The organism is Bacteriovorax sp. HI3 (assembly GCF_059738875.1).
The window spans coordinates 683,464-704,218 of the sequence record NZ_AP026946.1; the positions used below are offsets into that span (position 1 = coordinate 683,464).

At 39.6% G+C, this 20,755-nt stretch carries 23 protein-coding genes and 1 tRNA gene; 12 read left to right on the forward strand and 12 right to left on the reverse strand.

Annotation, left to right across the window (positions count from 1 at the left end; all coding sequences use genetic code 11):
* Window positions 1–7 precede the first annotated feature (7 nt).
* Window positions 8–652: a response regulator gene (locus AC6JA8_RS03230; RefSeq protein ID WP_497975734.1), complete on the forward strand. Its 645-nt coding sequence runs from the start codon at window positions 8–10 to the stop codon at window positions 650–652.
* Window positions 653–764: 112 nt separating this feature from the next.
* Here AC6JA8_RS03230 and AC6JA8_RS03235 read toward each other — a convergent pair whose 3' ends face one another.
* Window positions 765–1,145, reverse strand: a complete 381-nt coding sequence (locus tag AC6JA8_RS03235; RefSeq protein ID WP_497975735.1) for a hypothetical protein — start codon at window positions 1,143–1,145, stop codon at window positions 765–767.
* 24 nt (window positions 1,146–1,169) lie between these two features.
* Here AC6JA8_RS03235 and AC6JA8_RS03240 point away from each other — a divergent pair, with 24 nt between their 5' ends.
* The 3 genes from AC6JA8_RS03240 to AC6JA8_RS03250 all read left to right on the forward strand — a co-directional run bounded on the left by AC6JA8_RS03240 (window position 1,170) and on the right by AC6JA8_RS03250 (window position 4,253).
* Window positions 1,170–1,328: a hypothetical protein gene (locus AC6JA8_RS03240; protein ID WP_185903047.1), complete on the forward strand. Its 159-nt coding sequence runs from the start codon at window positions 1,170–1,172 to the stop codon at window positions 1,326–1,328.
* A gap of 256 nt (window positions 1,329–1,584) precedes the next feature.
* Window positions 1,585–2,865: a hypothetical protein gene (locus tag AC6JA8_RS03245; RefSeq protein WP_497975736.1), complete on the forward strand. Its 1,281-nt coding sequence runs from the start codon at window positions 1,585–1,587 to the stop codon at window positions 2,863–2,865.
* A 32-nt stretch (window positions 2,866–2,897) separates the two neighbouring features.
* Entirely contained in the window at window positions 2,898–4,253 is a 1,356-nt protein-coding gene (locus AC6JA8_RS03250; RefSeq protein ID WP_497975737.1) for a sensor histidine kinase, read from the forward strand.
* On the opposite strand, the gene AC6JA8_RS03255 is transcribed toward AC6JA8_RS03250, so the two are convergent.
* Window positions 4,254–4,643, reverse strand: coding sequence for a hypothetical protein (locus AC6JA8_RS03255; RefSeq protein WP_142410047.1), 390 nt, complete (start codon window positions 4,641–4,643; stop codon window positions 4,254–4,256).
* A gap of 145 nt (window positions 4,644–4,788) precedes the next feature.
* Here AC6JA8_RS03255 and AC6JA8_RS03260 point away from each other — a divergent pair, with 145 nt between their 5' ends.
* Entirely contained in the window at window positions 4,789–5,148 is a 360-nt protein-coding gene (locus AC6JA8_RS03260) for a DUF1428 domain-containing protein (RefSeq protein WP_497975738.1), read from the forward strand.
* Here the strand turns inward: AC6JA8_RS03260 and AC6JA8_RS03265 are convergent.
* The 5 genes from AC6JA8_RS03265 to AC6JA8_RS03285 form a co-directional block, all read right to left on the reverse strand.
* The gene (locus tag AC6JA8_RS03265) at window positions 5,138–5,920 is read right to left on the reverse strand and encodes a ubiquitin-like protein (protein ID WP_497975739.1); all 783 of its coding nucleotides are present in this window, start codon (window positions 5,918–5,920) and stop codon (window positions 5,138–5,140) included. The genes AC6JA8_RS03260 and AC6JA8_RS03265 overlap by 11 nt on opposite strands.
* Before the next feature lie 135 nt (window positions 5,921–6,055).
* The gene (locus AC6JA8_RS03270; protein ID WP_497976871.1) at window positions 6,056–6,439 is read right to left on the reverse strand and encodes an ORF6N domain-containing protein; all 384 of its coding nucleotides are present in this window, start codon (window positions 6,437–6,439) and stop codon (window positions 6,056–6,058) included.
* Window positions 6,440–6,929: 490 nt separating this feature from the next.
* Window positions 6,930–7,424, reverse strand: a complete 495-nt coding sequence (locus AC6JA8_RS03275) for a GNAT family N-acetyltransferase (protein WP_497975740.1) — start codon at window positions 7,422–7,424, stop codon at window positions 6,930–6,932.
* Between the two features lie 122 nt (window positions 7,425–7,546).
* Window positions 7,547–8,086, reverse strand: coding sequence for a DUF6817 domain-containing protein (locus AC6JA8_RS03280; RefSeq protein ID WP_497975741.1), 540 nt, complete (start codon window positions 8,084–8,086; stop codon window positions 7,547–7,549).
* Window positions 8,087–8,190: 104 nt separating this feature from the next.
* Window positions 8,191–8,267: transfer RNA gene (locus AC6JA8_RS03285), tRNA-Arg, on the reverse strand.
* Window positions 8,268–8,411: 144 nt separating this feature from the next.
* Here AC6JA8_RS03285 and AC6JA8_RS03290 point away from each other — a divergent pair.
* From AC6JA8_RS03290 to AC6JA8_RS03320, 7 genes are all read left to right on the forward strand, one after another.
* Window positions 8,412–9,716 carry an FAD-binding oxidoreductase gene (locus AC6JA8_RS03290; RefSeq protein ID WP_497975742.1) on the forward strand — a complete coding sequence of 435 codons (1,305 nt, stop codon included), beginning with the start codon at window positions 8,412–8,414 and terminating at the stop codon, window positions 9,714–9,716.
* Window positions 9,710–10,660 carry a ribosome small subunit-dependent GTPase A gene (gene rsgA / locus AC6JA8_RS03295; protein ID WP_497975743.1) on the forward strand — a complete coding sequence of 317 codons (951 nt, stop codon included), beginning with the start codon at window positions 9,710–9,712 and terminating at the stop codon, window positions 10,658–10,660. Before AC6JA8_RS03290 ends, rsgA begins: the two co-directional genes overlap by 7 nt.
* Window positions 10,661–10,729: 69 nt before the next feature.
* Window positions 10,730–11,191, forward strand: a complete 462-nt coding sequence (locus AC6JA8_RS03300; RefSeq protein ID WP_102242438.1) for a PilZ domain-containing protein — start codon at window positions 10,730–10,732, stop codon at window positions 11,189–11,191.
* Window positions 11,192–11,278: 87 nt separating this feature from the next.
* Window positions 11,279–12,481, forward strand: a complete 1,203-nt coding sequence (locus AC6JA8_RS03305; RefSeq protein ID WP_497975744.1) for a hypothetical protein — start codon at window positions 11,279–11,281, stop codon at window positions 12,479–12,481.
* A gap of 5 nt (window positions 12,482–12,486) precedes the next feature.
* Window positions 12,487–13,227: a hypothetical protein gene (locus AC6JA8_RS03310; protein WP_497975745.1), complete on the forward strand. Its 741-nt coding sequence runs from the start codon at window positions 12,487–12,489 to the stop codon at window positions 13,225–13,227.
* A gap of 12 nt (window positions 13,228–13,239) precedes the next feature.
* Window positions 13,240–13,779 carry a peptidylprolyl isomerase gene (locus tag AC6JA8_RS03315; protein ID WP_102242441.1) on the forward strand — a complete coding sequence of 180 codons (540 nt, stop codon included), beginning with the start codon at window positions 13,240–13,242 and terminating at the stop codon, window positions 13,777–13,779.
* A 92-nt stretch (window positions 13,780–13,871) separates the two neighbouring features.
* Window positions 13,872–14,885: a hypothetical protein gene (locus tag AC6JA8_RS03320; protein WP_497975746.1), complete on the forward strand. Its 1,014-nt coding sequence runs from the start codon at window positions 13,872–13,874 to the stop codon at window positions 14,883–14,885.
* A gap of 61 nt (window positions 14,886–14,946) precedes the next feature.
* Here AC6JA8_RS03320 and recJ read toward each other — a convergent pair whose 3' ends face one another.
* The 5 genes from recJ to AC6JA8_RS03345 form a co-directional block, all read right to left on the reverse strand.
* On the reverse strand, window positions 14,947–16,644 hold the full coding sequence (recJ, locus tag AC6JA8_RS03325) for a single-stranded-DNA-specific exonuclease RecJ (RefSeq protein ID WP_497975747.1): 1,698 nt from the start codon (window positions 16,642–16,644) through the stop codon (window positions 14,947–14,949).
* Between the two features lie 37 nt (window positions 16,645–16,681).
* Complete coding sequence (locus AC6JA8_RS03330; RefSeq protein ID WP_102242444.1) at window positions 16,682–16,930, reverse strand: hypothetical protein; 249 nt, start codon at window positions 16,928–16,930, stop codon at window positions 16,682–16,684.
* 233 nt (window positions 16,931–17,163) lie between these two features.
* Window positions 17,164–18,015 carry a hypothetical protein gene (locus AC6JA8_RS03335; RefSeq protein WP_497975748.1) on the reverse strand — a complete coding sequence of 284 codons (852 nt, stop codon included), beginning with the start codon at window positions 18,013–18,015 and terminating at the stop codon, window positions 17,164–17,166.
* 160 nt (window positions 18,016–18,175) lie between these two features.
* Window positions 18,176–19,252 (reverse strand): LbetaH domain-containing protein, encoded by a 1,077-nt coding sequence (locus tag AC6JA8_RS03340; RefSeq protein ID WP_497975749.1) that lies wholly within the window; start codon window positions 19,250–19,252, stop codon window positions 18,176–18,178.
* Between the two features lie 108 nt (window positions 19,253–19,360).
* On the reverse strand, window positions 19,361–20,737 hold the full coding sequence (locus AC6JA8_RS03345) for a C1 family peptidase (RefSeq protein ID WP_497975750.1): 1,377 nt from the start codon (window positions 20,735–20,737) through the stop codon (window positions 19,361–19,363).
* Window positions 20,738–20,755 lie beyond the last annotated feature (18 nt).

The window sequence follows — 20,755 nt, forward strand, 5'->3', positions numbered from 1 at the left end:
TAGTTATATGAATAAAATAAATGTTGTCATTGTGGATGATCATCCACTCTTTCTTGAAGGTATTACCTCTGTCCTGTCTAGAAACGAAAGATACAATGTCGTAGGAAAAGCTGAAAGCGCTACAGATGCGATGGATCTTTTATCTCGAAACAATGCTGAAGTTATTATTTGTGATTACTTAATGCCAGACATGAATGGTCTTGAGTTCATGACTAAGATGAAAGCGGCCCGCTCTCCAGCTAAATTCGTCTTTATCTCTCAATATCAAAGTCATGAAGTTCTCACTCAAATCATTCAGGCCGACATCGATGGGTTTGTTTTTAAGAGTGATTCAACTGACGAAGTTATGAGGGCCATTGATACAGTTGTTCAAGGTGATAAGTTCTTAAGTCCTAAAGTGAGCAATGTTCTACTGGAAAAAACAAAAATGAATCCAGTGTTCGAAGCTGAATCACAAAAGACAGTAGATGTGACTGAAAGAGAGAAAGAAATCTCTCGCTACATCACTCAAGGGAAAACAAATAAAGAAATCGGTGTCATTTTAAATTGCTCTGAGCACACAGTTAAGTGTCATAAAAGTAACTTAATGAGAAAGTTGGGACTGAAAAATGCTGCTGAGATCAGCGCATGGGCCATCAGGCAAAGACTGTAACTAGTCCATATGGATTAGTATTATTCCCTGGAAATTGAAAAGATTATAATAAAAAGCCCATCTTGAAGATGGGCTTTTTTTATTTGTCGTCCAAAAGGATGACAAGAATGAATTATAGAAGTCCACAGCTCTTAGCTGCGTTTACAGCATCGATATGACCAAACATCTCTGGGATTGAGATCATAGTGTCGATGTCTGTTTTTGAAAGATTGTAGTAGATGTCGCTATTGTAAGCTTGAAGACGATCAGCTGTGCACTGATATTTTTGTTCTTCAGTGATACATGCTTTTTCAGCATTGATGGCATCGATATGTCCGAACATTTCCGGGATCGTGATCATCGCGTCGATATCTGAGCTTGAAAGGTTGTAGTAAATGCTGCTGTTATAAGCTTGAAGACGGTTGGCGATACATTCATAGTCGCGACCAGAAGAAGCCATTGCGTTTGAACCAATAATACCAAAAGCTAGAACTGACATTAAAAGTGCTTTCATATATTCCTCTCATAAGGGTGATTTATGAGCCACGTTCTATCACTTTTTTCTCAGAATGGTTGTCAGGATTTGGTTATATGTAGATTTTACCAAACGCCAAAAAGCGGACGAGGAGATGGGGTCCGTCGTCCGCTTTTAGGTGGAAGTAGTGGTAAGTTCGGAAAGAATCGTTGTATTACCTAAAAGAACCTCATAGGAGTTCCATTGTTAATAGTGATCCATTCCACCAGATCTAGGTTAATTGGGAATGTGACTAAAATACCTCTTTTGTTATGCCTTGGGAGTTACAGTTTAAGAGAGATTGCAAAGTTTCAAAAAAGCAGGGACTTAGCTCTAGAGCGCCTCCTCAAATGTGCCACCTTTTTAAGGAGAAGAGCTTTAAGGGTTCAGGAGTACGTTAAAAAACTTGGCCAGAGTCCTTCTCCATTACAATAGGGGAATGAAGCTTTTCATTCTTACTTTATTATTCTCACAAACTTTATACGGACAAACCCTGAGCAATAAGCGCTCTGAGCTTATTGATGTCTATGCCTCTAACCTGGATGGGATTTGGTCCCTATCAGAGAATGTCCCAACGGACTTCTATTTGTCTTCGCTGGGAGTCTCCCTTTTAAAAGGAAGTCGGTCTTCTGATCCTGTCTTGAACGCACGCCTGGACCGGGCCAGTGCGAGTCTACTTTATATGGCCGCAGAGACGAGTCTATTGATGGGCAGTGAGCAGTTTAAAAATCTGGCAAATTGTAATGGGGTTTATGAGAAATATAAAAAGGTGATCACTGATAAAATAAACGATCCAGAAAATATGTGTCCAACGAGCATGATTGAGCACGGTGTATGTGTAAATACTAATTTTCTTTGTTACAGCAAGCTGGTTAATTACCGTGATCATTTTGAACACATGACGAATTTTACACTCTCATCAATGATGAATACTGAAGAGATTGTGAGTCCCATGGCCAGAGATGCACTTTCTTTGGGTCTGGAGAGTTCACTTAATGGTATCCAATTTGGGTGTGAAAAAGGATTTAGTCCTTGGGCCAATAGAGTTGGTCAGGAGTTTGGGAAGAGCTGTGGAATGCTAATTAAAGATACGATAAGTGAACATATCTTTTTGCAGGATATGCCAGCGATCTGTAGGAATAAAGACAAATTTCCTCGACTGCCTTTAATGTTTGCTTCAACTGGACGTGCGGAGGGAACGGGGCTTTACTGTGAGGATAGTCTCTTTCAGGGAATTTCTATCTCGAGACCACAGTCACTAAGAATAAAAAAGCTGTTTTTAATCAGCTCTCAGTTAAGGGCCTTTTACTGGATGCAAATGGCAGAGGAGATTTTTGAAAGAACAAAGACGATTAGTGCTGATATAAAAAAAGGACAACCGACGGCCAGCCTCGTTTATAGTTTTTCAGGAGATGCTCTGTGCGTGTCACCAATGAGAAATAAAGAGTGTGTGATTTTTGGATCATCTTTTCTTAATAGCTATAAAGCAAAACCTCCACTGAGTGCTTTATCAATGGCCTATGAAAGCGCTGCTGCTGTTGGCAATTTGTATAACTCAAAGAAACCATTGCAAGCGGGGGAATTTAAGGCCCTGGAACGTTTGTCCAATGACTTGGAAAACCATCGCAATAATGCCTTATCTTTAAAATTGACTGTTCAAGGACTGATAGAGAAAAGTGGAGTCAGGTTTAATTATTTCACGGAATCAAACTCTTTATAGTCGTTCAGGAATAATTGTTATATACCTATGCAATGAATCTAAAGGAAAATTTGCTTAACGATCTCTTAAGAGTTGAGGTTGCTAAAAAAGGACAATCGGCGACGTTTGCATTTGCTGGCTTTGCTTTGTTTTCTTTTTTCTATGGCTACGGTTGTGAGAGATTCCTTTCTCTTATTAAGATTATTTCTCTGGCCCTTTTTGTTCTGAGTATCTTCCGTTTTTTCCACTACAGAAAAATCATTTATCAAGGCACGCTCAGCCATTCAGAATGGCTTTACACTATTGCTTTGGTAACGTTGAATGGACTGGGGCTTGCCGTGATTCTGAGCCTGGCCTCTTTTGAGTTGAAACTCAGTGGTGTGCATTTTGTTGTTGCCACGACATTGCTTGCTGGATTAGTTGGTTCTTCAACTGTGACTCTCTCTTATTTTCCAATTCTCTTTCTACCGTTTCAAACTTTTCTGCTCTTGCCTCAAGTCGGAATTATTCTTTATTACTACTTTGCTGAGGGCCTTAATTTCCTACCATTGATTGTTTTATATGTGATGTATTACGGGTATCAAATAAAGCAATTCCGCGCTTACCGCAAAGACCTGGTTCAACTTTTTACTTATCAAATTGAATTGGAAAGAAAAAATCGTGAACTTAATGAAAGCCAAAGTGTAATCATTGATCAGACAGTTAAACTTGTCCACACATCACGCCTGGCCGTTCTAGGGGAAATGTCTGCAGGCATGGCCCACGAGATCAACAATCCTCTGACCATCATTTCTTCATGCGCTCAAATGCTCACGCGCTTTGGAAAGGCCGATAAAGTCGACAATCAATTATTAATTAAGCACACAGAAAAAATTTACAAATCTGTTGAACGAATTTCGGCGATTGTTAAAGGACTTAAGCATTTCGCTAATCAGTCAGACCGCGTGCCTAAAGGTAGATATTTTATTCATGAGATCATGAGTGAAACCACGCCTTTTTGTCAGGAGCATATCAATTCGTTAGGCATTACTTTTAATATTGAAGAAATTCCTGATGTTGAAATTCACTGTCACTCAGTTCAAATCTCACAGGTTCTTTTAAACCTGCTCAAAAATGCTTCAGACGCTGTTGCAGGTGAGCCAGAAGCAAGCGAGCGCTGGATTTCCATCAACTTCAAACAAGACGATCAGTTTTTTTACTTCCTGGTTTCAAACGGGGGCGAAAAAATTTCCAATGAAGTGGCCGAGAGAATTTTTAATCCTTTCTTCACTACTAAAAATAGTGGCACAGGTCTTGGGCTTTCAATTTCTCAGACGATTATGAAAGATCATGGTGGGGAGCTTTACTTTGATTCAAATGGGTTTGAGAGGACGACGTTTGTGATTAAGCATCCTCTCATGAACGTTTAATTAAGGAAGTTCACTACAGCTACTATAAACTTCAGGTCCACTCCAAGAACCTTCTATGCACGTTCTCGATGCTGGAATGCAGGGACTGCCATTGGGAACTGTCGGAGACTGATAACCACTTTCAACCGTACCGTGAAGAATGGCCCCACAATTTTTAAATTGCTCTGTACAGAAATCATAAAGTGCTGGCCCTTGCCATTGACCGCGGACACAGATTTGCGTGCTTTGAGAACACGTTGCTGATCCAGTGGCGGTAGGAGAGTCGTATCCTGTCCTCGTTGTTCCTTCCTGACATGATTCAACTCCTAACTCTCTTGGCATTCGTTCATTGTTTGTATGCGTAGTACAGCTCGTGATGATTGGTAGAAGTAAAAGAAGAAGATATCTCATGGTCGCCTTTTATAAATGTTGCTTCCCACTATCTTAGCGCAAAAGGAATTGAAGTCCAGAGCAACCTTTTGGCGCGCTGGCCTTGATGGCGTTTGAACTTCTTGCCATAATATTTTTAACAAGAACATAAAGTAAGGAGAGAGCTATGGCACGTTATGTTGACGGTTTTATCATTCCTATTAAAAAGAAAGATCTGAAAGCTTACAAAAAGATGGCCACACTCGGTTGTAAAGTCTGGATGGAACACGGTGCTCTTGATTACTATGAATGTGTTGGAGAGACGCTAGAGACTCCTTTTGGTGTATCCTTTACAAAATTATGTAAACTTAAGTCTAACGAAACCGTGATTTTTGCTTTCATCGTTTATAAATCGAAGGCCCATGCTGCCCAAGTGAATAAAAAAGTTCATAACGACCCGAGAATGAGGCCGGAAAATTTTAAATTTATTCCCTTTGATATGAAGAGATTTACGGTTGGGAAGTTCGAGACGATTGTCAGAGCGTAGCTTTGAAACTTCTTGTTTCCGAGTAAAAAACTTCGCCTGAGGGCATGATGCCTTTGACTCGCCAATAGTAATTTTTTTGTGCGACCAATGATTGAGGAAGAAAAGCTTCTTTTTCTTGGACAGATGCCTGAGAAACAAAGCAACTCGATTTAGAAGAAGTTAAGCTCGGTGCAAAACCTCCTTGGCCACAGGATAATACTAAAAAATGTAAAATGATCAGACCGAGGTATTTCTTTCTTTTCGGATGAAAAAGGCCAAAAACAGCAGGAAGAATAAATAGACTGAGCAGGCCATTATTGGTAGCGGTCTTTCCACTGCCTGTTCGGGTAATAAACGAATTATTTAAAGAGTCACAGTTTTTAAAATCACTTTGATCGCAAAACTCAACGATATACTCGGCATCGGTCTGCTCTTTTAAAACCTTGAAATGCAAACTCTCATGATAGTTTATTGTCTCATTGTTTTCAGGGGAGATTAAGCTTATGCGCTCGCTAAAAGCACAGAGTATTGCAAGGGAAAGAGTTGAATCTTTTTGGATGTTGTAATCTGCCAGCGTTTTTCCATCTTCTAATATACGACCAGAAAAAGTAAGCTGTTGTTGACTTGGAGGAGTACCTTCTTTGTCTTGAATTTTTGCCTTCACATTTTCAATTGTGTCGTTGGCATCAACTTCCAGAGCAATCTTTGTACCTGTTGGTTTTTTGATAAAAATTTGCATGGAGTATGCAGAGAATGAAAACAAAAGAAATAGAGTTGCAATTATAAATTTCACTGAAGCCTCTTAAAAAAATATTTCATAAATCATACAGTGAAAAGTACGAGACACACAGCGGGAATTGCTTGGAAGTAATTAAAATAAAAAATAGGGTGGAATGGCGCGTTTGGCCGGACTTTCGGAACTTGTGTCTTAATCTTTAACATTTATACCAATTTTCTTGCGATTAGGAACTAATGCCGGAGTAGCAGCTTCGACAGAGTCAAGTCTCTCAAATACGATTTTAAACATATTACTTGTTCCTTTTTTAAGGTCCTTTATTTCTTTTCTTAACTCCTGTTCTAAGAGCAAAAAGCTTCTCAGGCGCATAAAAATTCTCATAATGGCAATGTTCACAAGAATTGCTCTTTCAGAATTCAAAATCCCAGAGAGCATTGCGACTCCGTTTTCAATAAATACCAGTGGCAACTTTTGTTTACCACCACTTCCAGGTTTTGAAGTGCCAAATTGGCGCTTCAAAACATTATATTCTTCGGATGTAAGTTGGAACATGAAGTCCTCAGGAAACCTTAAAATGTTACGTCTTACCTGACGATTGAGTTGTTTCGTTTCGACTTGATAAGATCTGCAAGATCAGAATCAAGCATAACTCTCTGACCTCTGATAACGTAAATCATTCTTTCAATTTGAGATAGTTCGAGATGTTCATTTTATTCTCATTTGACGGAGAACTTAATTCTCAAAACAAATTTTAGTAACTCTTAATTAATTTAACAGGGAATGCTTTTTATTTATGAAATGGTGGTTATGCGTCTTGTGAATAAAAAGGATTCTTTAAACTTGTTTTAATCTATAGATTTGTTCAGATCCAAGGATCACCGATGCGAAGCCGAGGAGCATACTTTGGCAAAAAAATGCGAAGCATTTTTATTAGTTAGCTATGGGTTTGCCAAAGGAGTATGTGACGAGGTTGAGCTGAGAGTGAGACGCCGGAGATGAATAAATATATGGATTAAAATGGCGCACCCGTTTGGGGGAGTTTCGAACTTCTTGTTCAATATAATGCTTACGGACTAATGATTTTTTCCATTAAATGGACATCGGCCGAAGTTGCACTAGGCCCTAGATCCTTCCATCCCATTTTTTTATAATATGAAACTGCTTGGCTATTATCTGGGCTCGCTCTTAGATGGACCTTTTGCATTGATTTATTTTTAAAATAATCCATTGCATGCTCATCTAAAAATTTTCCTAGACCTTTTCCTCGCTTCGAAGGAATTAGGTAATACAAATTTATGTAACCACAAGTTGGATCTTGAAAAGGTCCACCCATTTCAATTTGTCCGATGATCTGATTTTCTTCCCAGATATGAATAGCAGATAAAGGATCTTTATTAATTTTACCTTGCAGCCATTCAATATATCTTTCAGCTCCTTTTCCATCTTCTTCATAGAATTTTTTTGCATCACCAAAGCTCACAACAAATGAGTCTTCACGAAATGAAATGCAAATATCTTTATGTAAGTCTAATTGAACTGGTTTGGCAGATAAGTTGTGCATACAAAATTTTATATAGCTGAAATGTTTATGACAAGTTCGAGATAAACAGTCGACTGTTTTGGGTGTCATTGAAATAAAAGGATTTTTTTAATGGTGCACTCAAGTGGGGAATTTTCGAACCTCTATAGATCTTTTAGACCATAAGCAGTACAAAAGTCTTCAAATGCACTTTTGGGAAGATGTATTTTTGATCTTATGAATTCAGCTTGTCGGATGAAGTGATGTTCTGGTTTAGAGCGTGGTCTTTGCTCAAGCCAATTGGCTAGAGTTATCGTAATGAGATCAGCTAGCTCTTTGTCTGAAAGCGTAACTTCTTTGTCGAGAAAGCGATCCATAATAAAAAAATTTGAATCTCGATTTAAATTTTCCCATAACGATTCTTTTTTGTGAGCACCAAATAAATAAGCTAATCTTTCAGCTCTATCGCCTATAAGATTTTGTACATATTCTCTATTGTCGAGTGTTGCAGAAACTTTTAGAAATGACTCAGTCCCATAAATGCTATGGCATAGTCCCGCCAGTGAGATTTCTTCATCGCAATTCCATTTTTTTAATATTTCGAATGTGCCTTTTAGGTGGGAGATAAGTGTTATCTGACCATGTTCAGTTATGGAAATTCCAAATCTGTCTAAGCCGTTGAGAATATCATTTGCTGAATTCATTCTATAACTCTAATGAAAATTCCTAGAGAGGTCACTAGTAAAAAAGTTCGAGACATCGACTCGGGTCAGTTTGCAATTTGTTGAATATGAAAGGATTTTTAAAATGGCGCACTCGTCAGGATTCGAACCTGAGACCTACCGATTAGAAATCGGTTGCTCTATCCAGCTGAGCTACGAGTGCATGATTGGATAATTTTCGAAGTGAGAAGAAAATTAATGGTTTGAAGGCCTAATGTCAAGCGAAAGATGAGGTTTTAGGCTTTCTAAGTCCTTGGAATTTTAAATAAATCTTTCCCAATTCGAGATTCTTCCTTAAACTAGAGGGATGAAGACAAAAAGCTTTTATTCCGTCCCTGAGGTCGTGGCCCATTTGAAGACTGGGCAGCCGACGCTGTTTCATTCGTCACAGACTTCGACGGTTATTCCGTTTGAAAATTTAAGCGGTCTTAATAGCGAAACAGTTCTGGGAAATCTTTCAACGATTAAGGGGCACCTTGAAATGATGAAAGATGGAAACTTAAAAGTCACAGGTTTTGTGACGTGGAAAGAAGCTAAAGAATTTTGTCTAAGTCAGGGAAGAGAGATCATGACATCTCCAACTGAAGAGCTGGCCGGCGTTCTAGCGGGAATTGCAACGAGCTGTACTGGTGAGAGGTCGTTTGGTTTTAAAAACCTGCGCTCGCAAATCGTGGAAGTGAGTTATCTTGATCACAATGGTGAAGAGAAAAAACTCCTGGCCGATAAAAAGCTAGAGTGTGGCATTGATCTGTCTTCATACCAAAAAGATTTTAATCACTATAAAAATTTTAAGAATGCACCATACCCGCGCCTGGAGTTTGAAACTGACCTGATGACAGGGACGGAAGGGCAGTTGGGAGTGATCACTTCGGCCGTATTAAAAACGGTTGAGCATTTTCCGGAAACATATGTCTTTATGCTTCTTCCTCGCTGGGAAGAAAACTTTGAACCGCACCTGGAGATTTACCATGCTGTTCAAAAGTTTAGAAACGAGATACGCGCCTGTGAGTTCATTGATGCGAATTCACTTTCTTACCTGCCAGCAGATAAAAATCCAGGAAATAATCAGGACGTTATTTTTTTAGAAATTAAAAAAGATAATTTTGAATCAATCTACGAAAACCTTTTAAGTACGCTGACGTTAATTAACGAAGAGCATATCTTTGAAATGAATGCGTCTAAATGCCGCGACCTGCGTGTCAGTGTTCCAAGAGCAATCTTTGAAGTCAACAGCCGCATGGGAGTGACGAAAAAAGGAACTGACGTCCAAGTAGGGGAAGACAAGTTTAGAGAGCTTCTTTCGTTCTATAGAGAAATGGCGACTAAAGGTATTCCATACAATTTATTCGGGCATTTTGGAGATGCACATTTGCATTTCAACTTTATGCCGACTCCGGATAAAAATGATTTTTGTAATGAGCAATTGGAAACTCTTTACGCCAAAGTTTTAGAGTGGAAAGGCTCGCCCTTTGCTGAACATGGCATTGGTTTATTAAAAAGAAAATTCATCGCTCCTTTTTATGCTGAGACGGAAAAAAGTGTTTTCCGCGCTCTGAAAAAACAGTTTGATCCTAAGGGACAATTTTTTCCTGAAGGATTTATGACATGTTAAAAAAGGCACGCGTATTTAAATCAGCAAAGAGAGAGTTTGATTGCAAAATCATCGACACCAATGACATGGTTGTGGCCACAGCATTGGGGAATCTTTTAAAAGGGGATGACAACTCAATCGTTGTTGGTGATTACGTGATGATTGATGAGAAGAATGTCATTACGGAAGTTCTTCCGCGCAATAATGAAATTTACCGACTGATCATTCGCGAACAAAAGAAAAAAGTCACAGCTTCAAACTGTGACCTGATGGTTATTGTGAGTTCTGTGTCTCGTCCTGAGTACAAACGTGGAATCGTAGACCGCTTTTTAGTGCGCGCTCACCAGTGGGGAATCAGGCCATTGATCGTCTTTAACAAAATGGATGAATTCGATCCAAACATTCTTGATATGAAGTTTGAATTCGATCGCATGAATAATTTAGGGATTGAGTGTTTTGAAGTTTCAGCGGCCCACACTGATTACAAACCACAGGTTCTTTCATTGGGGCTTAATGATTTAAAAGAGAGACTTCAAGGGAAGACATCTATTTTCCTGGGCCAGTCAGGGGTGGGGAAAAGTAAACTGATCACCGCTTCTTCAGAGGGGAAAATTAAACTTTTATCCCGCGAAGTGGGGAAGGTTGGAAAAGGAACTCATACGACAACCTGGAGTGAAATTGTTGACTGCGAGAGTATGTCTTTAATCGATTCACCAGGAATCAGGTCTTTTGGGGTTGAAGATTTACTCGAAGAAGACTTAATAACGTACTTTCCGGATATCGAAGAAGGTGCGGTTCAATGCAAGTTCTCAAATTGCACCCATGAGCCGGGAACGGCAGGGTGTTTTTTCTATACAAAACTTGACCAAAACGCTTACGAAACGACACTTATCATGTCGAGATTAGAATCGTTTCTTCGAATGAAAGAAGAAATTTCCCAGACCCCAAGTTATCTAAAAAGATAATAAATAAATTCGCAGGACTTCCGATGAGACCAATAGAACGGACCTTATGGTCAAATTGGGAGAACTAGCATGTCAGATTTTAAAGTATTAGATTTCAATAAAAAGAAAGCAGATACAATCGAGCAAAAGCGCAGAGCTTTTAACCGTATCGTGTTCCAAAACTTTTTGGGAGCATACTCGGTAATCGATGATAATGGTTCAATCTATCCAGTAACGATGGTTGATATCGCAGGGGATGGTTGTTCATTTCAGGTTCCGTGGAACCCAAGAACAGATAAAAAACTTGCTCAAGGTTTTGAAGTAAACATGAGAATGTACTTCACAAACGCCTCATACATTCCAGTGATCATGTCAGTTCGCCACGGGAAAGAAGTCCTTGGTAAAGATGGCAATACTTACATGCAATACGGGTGTGAATTCGATAAATCTGTAGCTAGTTTTGAAGCTATGCAGAGCTTTATTGACTTCATTTATAAGTTTGCAGAGCACTCAGCGATCGATAAGGGTGACACAAAGGTCTATTTCAAGTAATAGCACCGCGCTATTTAGTGTAATTTCATATTCAATTATAAGCTTCATATGTTAGATTTGTACTCCTGATTCGGGAGTACAAATCTTATGAAAATGGCCATCGTTGGCTCTGGTCCACTAGCAATTTTAACCGCACATTATTTTGATCAAATGGGAGCGACTGTAACCTTGTTTCAGCGCGCGCCTTTGGGTGGAAATATGCGCTTTCTTCTGGATCACTATCCTGACTTCAAGATCGCTTACCAAAAAAGCATCGTGACCGTAAAAGAGTTCTTTGACAGCGAAATTGTCCCGGCCGTTTTAGAGCTGGAAAAATACAATCTGACAAAACGTGGAGATGTTCTTCGCGTGCACAAACGTTTTCTTCATAGCGATGAAGTGGTACCTGGGCGTACGCGCATGCACGACCTTTTTCGCGTGGTTTATACATTGAATCCAAAAGAAACGATTTTAAAACAATTAGAAGAAAACCCAGACTTCTTTAAGCAATTAGGTGAAGACGTCATCAATTCACTTCACCGCCCGGTAGAGAATTTTGAAGACTTTGATATCGTGATTGAAGCTCAAGGGTTAGGAAAAAAGCCAACTCCAATGGGAGCGGGCAGAAGCCTGGCCTTAAATGAATACAATCTACAGGAGAGTTCTCTTCTGTATTATGAAAAAGATATTTTTACTAAGCTTGATTTAAGCAACAAAAAGACGATCGTCCTGGTGGGCGAAGGTGTCTCTTTAAAGCTCGCTCTTCTTAAAATGAAAGACTGGCTATTTTCTTCACCAAAACATGAGCTTCACTGGGTGACTTATCAAACCGCTTACACGTCTTGTGGGATTGGCTGGCTTGATGAGGAAGTAGAGAAGTTCCTTGAAGAAATTAAAGCTCGCTTTGAAAAAGATAAAGAGGTTTTTGAAACAAAACTTCGCGAGTGGCGCGACCTTGAAGACTACGTCAAAGTTAAAGTGCCAAAGCCAGTTGAGCCAACACCACCACTGATTGTGCACTCTGGGTATGATGTGACGGCAGTAGACCGCCTGTTAGACCGCGAAGGTGTCTTTGCTACGATTGAGTCACCTGACTTTAGAGACCACTCAAGAGTGCCTTCTGATATGATGACATTGGCCGCAGACGCTATCTGTGTGGCCCGTGGAGTGGAAGAAGAGAGGCTTGCAGGCTCTGCTCTTTTAAATGAAGAGCCAGGCCATTACGTGATGAATGCCCGCGACCTCAATGAAGGTCTTGGCATGATCAAAGATATCGAAACTGATATTTTAAAATTTTTTAAAAAAGCGTGAGATTTATGAAAAACATTTCTTTCATTATTGTGTCTGCTTTATTTCTTTTTGCTGGTTGCTCATCAAAGGCCTTGAAACCTAGAGAAGTCGATCAGTATTATACCAGCACAGGTGTTCAAAAGTATTTTCTTTCAGACATCCCTGACTGGGCCAACTTCAGTCAGTCGGCCGGATGTTTTAGATCAAAAGGGATTCGCTACTTTGATATCGAAGCGATGATGAAGAGCTTTTCATTAAATTACAACCAGGCCCTGCAAATTCAGGCTTCGTATAACGAAGAGTTTTTGGTGATGAAGAAAAATCCAAAAGTTAACCTGACTTTAAAAGACGAAGAGGTCCTTTATTTTAAAGCAAGCGATAGAGTTAACAGCAAGATTAATTTCTTTGATGCCCCGACGTTTAAAGAAATTCACCTGATCTGGCTGGATGAGGCCCTTTTAGGAAAAAAACAAGAAGAGCGCTTAAGAGCGTTTTTGCAGTCTTCAGTCCATGATACTGGAGTGCCTGTTCTCGTGTCGGCCTGTCTGACTAAAGAAGAGGCCGAAGCTAAATTTCCGAACCTGGCCCTAAAAGTTATCAGCGCTGAGCTCTTTTCGATTTACGACACTAATGGCGTAAGACAGCCGAGCTTGCACGTTAATGTGAATGCTTTTTTTCAAGAAGGGCAGAAGCTCATTTTCTACAAACAAGATACAAAGAAAAATGCGGATGATATCCGCGGAACATTTAAAACAACAAACTACTAGAAGGAGAACAATATGTTTGGATTTGGAGATGTTAAAAAAAGTGAACACAAAGAAAACCTTGATCGCGTAAACGCAGTTTTTACGACGACTATGGGAGAGTTCGAAGTAGAACTATTCGCTAAAGAATGTCCTGAGACAGTATGGAACTTCATTAACCTTGCTGAAGGCAGACAAGAAACTCCAGCTAAAAAAGGCCCTTACTATGACGGTTTAATCTTCCACCGTGTAATCGACAATTTCATGATCCAGGGTGGATGCCCAGAAGGTTCAGGAAGAGGCGGACCTGGATACAGATTTAAAGACGAAACTCAACCAGGCCTAAGACACACTGGCCCGGGGATTCTTTCAATGGCAAACGCAGGACCAGGAACTAACGGTTCTCAGTTCTTCATCACTCTTGTTCCAACTCCACACCTAGATGGAAGACACACTGTTTTTGGAAAAATCGTAAGTGGAATGGAAGTGGTTTCAGCGATTGGAAAAACGGCCGTAGGACCAGGGGATCGTCCGGTAAAAGAAGTTAAGATCGAGAAAGTAACAATTAAGAGATAAGCATTTGTTAATTTTTTATTTGACACCGACGCTAAGGCGGGATCAAAATTAATTGCTGTTTCTTTTTATTATTAACATCTCGAGGAGAGAAAATGAAAGCTTTGACTATCGTAGCTGCTCTTGCACTTACTTCAGGTTCGGCAATGGCACTAGACACTGTAATGGGACTTAAAGGACGTTTTGATTACGTTCGCACTGAAACTGACAACAACCCTGGAAAAGATTCTTCAGGTGTATTAACAACATCATTCCTTAGACTGGTAACAGACGCTAAGTTAAATGATACAATGACTGCTAAGTTAACTCTTGATTTCCAAGAAGCTGACAGCTCAAAAGACAATGGTCTAACTAACCTTGTAGACGAAGCATTCCTAACTAAGGACTTCGGACACGGAATTTCAGCAATGGTTGGTAAGCAAGCTGTTTTAACTGGTGGACATGAGAACGAATACTCTTCAAGAGATATTTACTCGACTTCAGTTTTCAACGACAACATTGCTGATAACCTAATGGGTCTTACAGCAGGTTACTCTGTAGCAGAACAAAACATCTACCTACAGTACCTACAACAAGCTGATAACGCTCAAACTCCTTTCACAGATAAGAAAGTTGTGGGTGCAGCTTATTACGGTTCATTCATGAACAAAATGATCGAGCCAGTTCTTTCTTACCACAAGCAAGGGACAACTCGCGCTGGTCAATACGACACTTTCATGTCAGCTGGTCTACGTTTAAACGTTGCTCAGTTCACAGTTGAAGCTGACTACCTTGTTCTTGAACAAGAAAAACTTTCAGCTGCTGGAGACGCAAAACTTAACTCTATCGTAGCTACAGTTCGTTACAACCACGAAAACTTCAAGCCATTCGCTAAATTCATTAAAGAAGACGGGGAAAAAGGATTTGATGGAATCGTATCTGGTTCAAATGAGTCTGAAAGAACTGCTTGGGAACTAGGTCTTGAGTACGTTCCAAACAAAGATGAAGATTTCCGTTACCACGTTGTATACGCGAACTCTGAAAGCAAAGAAACAAAACCAGCTTCTTCAAAAACTGAAGAGCAAAAAATCTACGCTGGTATTGCATTCAACTACAACATTCTTAAGTAATTATTACTGACGATATGTAAAAAAGAAGGGAGCGAAAGCTCCCTTTTTTATTTGTGATTTGTTAACTGAATTCCAATTTATCGACCATTAGCTGTATCGACTCATTCCCGTTAAAACGATTCAGTCCAAGCGTAAAGTAAACCGACAAGTCTTCCTGTTTTAAGTTCTGAGTAGAGTAGACCTCACTTGGAGTGATGGCCTCATGTTTGCCGATATAATTAAAACTGATTCCTTTTAATTTCACTTTTTCTTTTGAAAGGCTCCATCTTACGTGGACGTCCTTCATCAGGTCAAAAGAATCAAGCTTAACGCCTTTAATGCGAAATTTTGGCTTCTCGTTGCCCATTCCAAACGGCTCAAGCAGGTCGAGATCGCGCATAAGTTGTGGATTGATTTCTGTGGCATCAATATCCAGGTCATAAAAATCAATTCTCGTGCGAGTGATCGCCGGAATGTCTTTTAGACTGGCATTCATATTATCAATGAAAGCGCGAAGGTTTTCTTTTGGCATCGAAAGTCCCGCTGCGGCCTTATGGCCTCCGAACTTAATAAAGAGTTCTGACTCTTTTTTAAGAAGCGAGAAGATATCCAAATCACCTGCACTACGGCACGAAGCTTTGATGATTCCTTCGTGTTCAGAGTCTGTGAAAACGATGGCCGGTACTTTAAAGGCCTCTACTAATTTAGAAGCAACAATCCCAATAACGCCTTCATGCCAGTGAGGCTGATAAACGATCGTGATTAAGTGTTCGCCGTCGTGGTGTTTTAATTCTCTTACGACTTGTTCGCGGGCTTCATTGTAAACTTCACTCTGAATGAATTTTCTTTCAGCATTACAGCTCACCAGTAAATCATAATACTCACGCGCTTTTTCTGCGTTGTCTGAAATCAGGAGTTGAAGCGAAGCTTCTGGATGCTCCAGTCTTCCTTTTGAGTTGATGAGTGGCCCCACATGGAAAGCAAGTTTTTCAGAAGGAATGCTCTTTGCTTTTAATTCTTCACTGGTAAAGAAGGCACGAAGCCCCGGGTACTCAGTGTCTTTTAAAAGTTTAAGTCCATGGCGGACTAGTTTTAAATTTAGTGGTGATAAATGGGCCAGGTCACAGATTGTTCCAATGGCCACAAATTGCAGAAGAGAGTAGATCGAAGGAATTTTTTGGTTCATCTTGATCAAATCGTTTCTGATTTGCACAGCAAGGGCAAAAGCGACTGTTACTCCGGCCATCGTTTTTAATTGGTCGTAGTGTGGGTTATCAATCTCATCGCGACGGTTGGGGTTGATAACCGCAAAAGCATTCGGCATTGTTTCGCGTGCATCTTTGTGGTGATCGGTGATAATCAGGTCGAGACCTTTTTCACGAGCGTAATCGGCGGCTTCATTATTTGTGATCCCGCAGTCTACAGTGATTAAAATTTTGAGATTGTTGGCAACAGCTTCATCGATGCTTGAAAGGTGCAGACCATAACCTTCTACAAAACGAGAAGGTTGAACAGTGCTGACGTTTACTCCCAGCATGTGGAAGAAGTGATAGAGAAGGGCGCAAGATGTTGTCCCATCGACATCGTAGTCGCCGTAGATCCCAATCTTTTCTTCTTTATCAATGGCCTCAATAATTCGCGCTGAAGCTTTTCCTAAATCTTTAAGCGAGCCCATATCGGGAATTGTTTTTAAATCCCATGACAGAAAGTCTTCAATCATTGAATGAGTAAAGCCTTTTTTCTGAAAGAGCCTAAGGACGACTGGATGAAGTTGTTGCATAACTATTCATAGCATTAAAACTACGAAAAGGGAGCAACTACCAAAGAACTGTAAGACCTTTTATGACATCTTCGTCATGAAGTTCATGACTGTAAGCGAAAAGTTTTTCGTAATCTGATTGATTTTTAGAGTGAACCTTTGAAAAGTAGTTAGAAGGAAGGAAAGATTTCTTGCATTGCGTACATTTTTGCGGTTCCTGATGAGACTCATTAACTTGGCCGCAAATATGGCACTTCTTAATAATAAGTTTATCGTTTTTAATCTGACCTTTTAGTTCTACTTTCATGGTGAAATCCTATTCACGAGTTGCGTCCCTACTAGTTGTTCCCGAACCGTTCCTTAGCTCAAGAATGCTTGTACTGTCTTGTCGTGAGTGTAATGGAAAAGATTTAGGGAAAAGCGGAAAATATTTCCACTTTTTCGCTGGAGTATTTTAGTCGGATAAAAAGAATAAGGCCGAAGAAGTTAGGGGGAACTCCTTCGGCCTATGTGTGTAGCTTCCTGGGGGAAAGAAGCTAATTATTCAAAGCGTACGCGGTTAAAGTCGTTTGATGAATTAACACTGAAGTTGAATCCATCGTGAGGCATTGGCTGCTGTGGCTGTTGCTGCTGTTGTTGAGCCTGCTCCTGGAACTGTGGCTGGAAGTAGTATCTTTCCATTTTTTCCTGAGAAGGAGCGCGGTCCATCCCACCAATTTGTTGGTATGGAGAAAAAGAGCGCGAAGGCTGGTAACCAATTCCAATTCCCGGGTATCCACCCATTTCACTGAATGGAGCATATGGCATATAACCAAAGTTATTGAAGCTATCGTGCATATAAGCGTATGGACTCATGTATTCACTCACTGGTGAGAATGAATCATACGGAGACTGATACTGTGGTTTTTGTTGTGCCATCATTGAGAACATCTGCTGCATCATCATTTGCTGTTGTTGCTGCTGAGAGATCATCAGTGATGTTAATTGAGACATGATCATCAGGACGTCCTGATTTGAATCTGTCTTAACAACTTCTTTTTTTGCTTCGTCCTTTTTAGGAGCGTCTTCTTTTGTATCTTCTTTTTTAGCTTTCTTTAATTCTTCAAGCTCTTTTATGATCGCCTGTTTATCGGCCATAAGTTTTTTGATTTCTTCATCAAGCTTTGATGATTTATCGTCTTTAAGACATTGAACGGTGATTTCGTTCTTTTTTAATTCTTCTTTTTTAGTGGCTTCTTTTTTCTCAAGCTCAAGTTTCTCCAGACGATCTTCTTCTAAGCTAGAAGGAGCGCGACCATTTGTCTTTTGCTGATCCCAAAAAGTCTTCGGTGCGAATGCACTCACAGTTAATAGAGCGGAGAACGTAAAGAACATCATCGACTGCTTTTTCATATAATCCCCTTTGGTGAGAAACGTATGTGATATGCAGTTCTTATTACAACTAATGTGCCAAGTGGTAAGGGGCTGATAGTAAAGATTATGTAAGGGGAGAGACTGTCTAAAGTTTTAACAGATAAAAAATACCTGTTAAAACTTTAGACGATTTATAGAGTTACCATTGAGATGTTTGATTTTGGTATTTGACCATACTATCTTTAATCTTATATTCAGCCTCAATAGCAGAAAGACCAGTTTCATTACCTCTTTTTCCAATATATGTTCTTGAATAAATAAAGGATTGAAGTCTGATATGTTCAATTTCCAAAGCTAAATTCTTAAAACCAAAATATTCGAAAGATTCATATAGGTATGCACCTTTCTGTAAAAGGTTATACAAAAATGAAATATCTATATTCAATTTCGCAATAGTGGCATCAATTTCATTTTTCTGAGTGCTAGTTAATACCATCTCTCTTTGCTGCATTTTTTCTAATAATGTTTGAATATCTTTTTGAATGTACTTATTGAAGAAAGCATTAGTTAGGTTTTTAATCTCGTTTATAAATAAAGAGGTTTGTGAATATGTCATTTGTTTAAATTTATTGTTATTGAAATAATTTTCATAAATTGTTAAAAACTTTTCCGATAAAATTTTCTGATCATTTTCTCTTTGTTTCTTTAAATTGTTTTCTTGTTCTGTCTTACGTCTTAAATCGTCATTGATTTCTTCATCTGATTTACTAGGTTTTAGTACTCCCGATGAAATTACCCCCGTAGAGATTTTGGCAAAGCCGGCGACTTCAGCATTTCCTTCAATAATAGCATCACCACTTATGATTGCATTTCCATAAACACGGGCTTTCCCTCGAATAATAACTTCTGGTCCATTAACTCTGGCATTGCCAGAAACTTCAGCATCGTCACTGAGACGAGCACTATTAACGATTGCATTTTCCTTTATTGAAGCTTGATCAATGATTTTAGAGTTAATAACGATAGCGTTCCCCATGATTCTTGCTCTACCTAAAATCTCGGATGAGCCACATACAGCAGCTTGAGGACCAATAAACACATCATGAGAGTCATCAACATATGCCTCATTTGAAACAAATCCGCCTTGTTTTGGATTTCTGACCCTATCGTTAGTATAAAAAAAACCTTGCTCTCCTGGGCATGACGGAGATGTTGCTGAATAAACTTGTGTTGTGATTAAGCTCGTAAAAACAATATAACTCATAATTTTTAACATAAAGACTCCTAATTTATTGTTAAAGTACCAAAAGAATATAATGTTCAACAGGTCTCTTGAAAAAAATACAATAGGAATAATGATCGGGTTGAAATTTTTTTCAAATACCTATTCAACTGTCTGGTACGTTCTTTTTAAAATCTTATATGACTGATCGTCCGTGTGAACATAGATGGTTGTTCTAAGCACGGCTTCTTCGCCAGAAGAGCTTAAAAGGTCACTCAGGGTCTTTATCTTTCTTCCTTTTGCCGGGAATTCTAGCACTAGAGGAGTCTCAGCAGACCACCCCATACTTAGTTCAGTCTGAGGGATGAAGTATTTGTAGGTCTTATAATAGCTCTCTCCTAGAAGAGTAGACTCTGACGATGAAAGAGGAACAATTGTTGAATTCTCATCACCTGGAAGCTCGGTGATCAGGCGAGATTTTTTTGCCAGGAATGAACTCACATAAACTAATTGCCCGCTGATATTTGAAACAGTTCCTGTGACTTCTGCCTTTAATGAGTCTTCATCAAGTGATGCTGTCGCTGCAAAGCCATCCATTTTAAAATAGGTTTCAGCATGGTCTTCAGGAACAGAGAACTTCTCTGTTGCTTGCGCCCAGTAAAGAGGACTTGTCACGTAACGGTCGACCATTTCAAAGGTCATTGTCCCATAACCATCTTTACCCCAGTCTTTACCCCAACTGTTTTTAAAGAAGAAAACTTTCTTATTAAGATCGTACCCAGTGATTAGAACCGAGTGACCACCGCATTTATCCGGTGCCTGCAGGCAGGCCTTTCTTAACTCAGCATTATAAAAAACATCTCCGCTTTGCGGCCATCCATCAAAGTTAACTGAAACATCAATTGTCAGTGGTCTTTGGTATGTGGCCAGGAATCGGATAATTTCGTTGGTATTTTTCTGAAGGCTTCCGTACTCAATTCCGTCAAAAGCGATAATACTCTTTTGCGTTTCTTCACTTGGTACGTTGTGCATGAAGCACTCTTTAGGTGCAGCTGAATTTGACGATTCATACTTTTCACATGGAAGTCCTTTCTGGAACCACGAAGGCTGATAACCCCAGTCTCTCTCCAGCATCACTCCATAATTTTTAGTGGCCGAAAGGTTAGAGCTGACAGTTGATCCTTCTTCAGTTGCATAACTGCCAGAGTATTTAGTCACTAGGTTCATAAACTCTTCAGAAAGGTTAACATCCTTTTCCAGGTCGATTTTAATCGCACTCTCTAAAAGGGCCGTCGTGGCAAAGAAAGTACAAGTTCCACGGTCACTTTGGTTTTTTGCCGAAGTGGTCTGCTCATTTAAATTAATAATTTTTGGCACGTCTTTTAGTTGAGACTCATTAAAAGTAGAGTTGGAAACGGCATCGTAGAATTTTCCTAAGATCACTTTATCTTTATAAGCACCTGCTGTTTCTGCTTTTTTAGGAGCGCATGACTGCATAACTGTTGTCAGGGCAAGTGTCGCCAGAAGTATCTTTTTCATAAGAAATCCCGTTTAGGT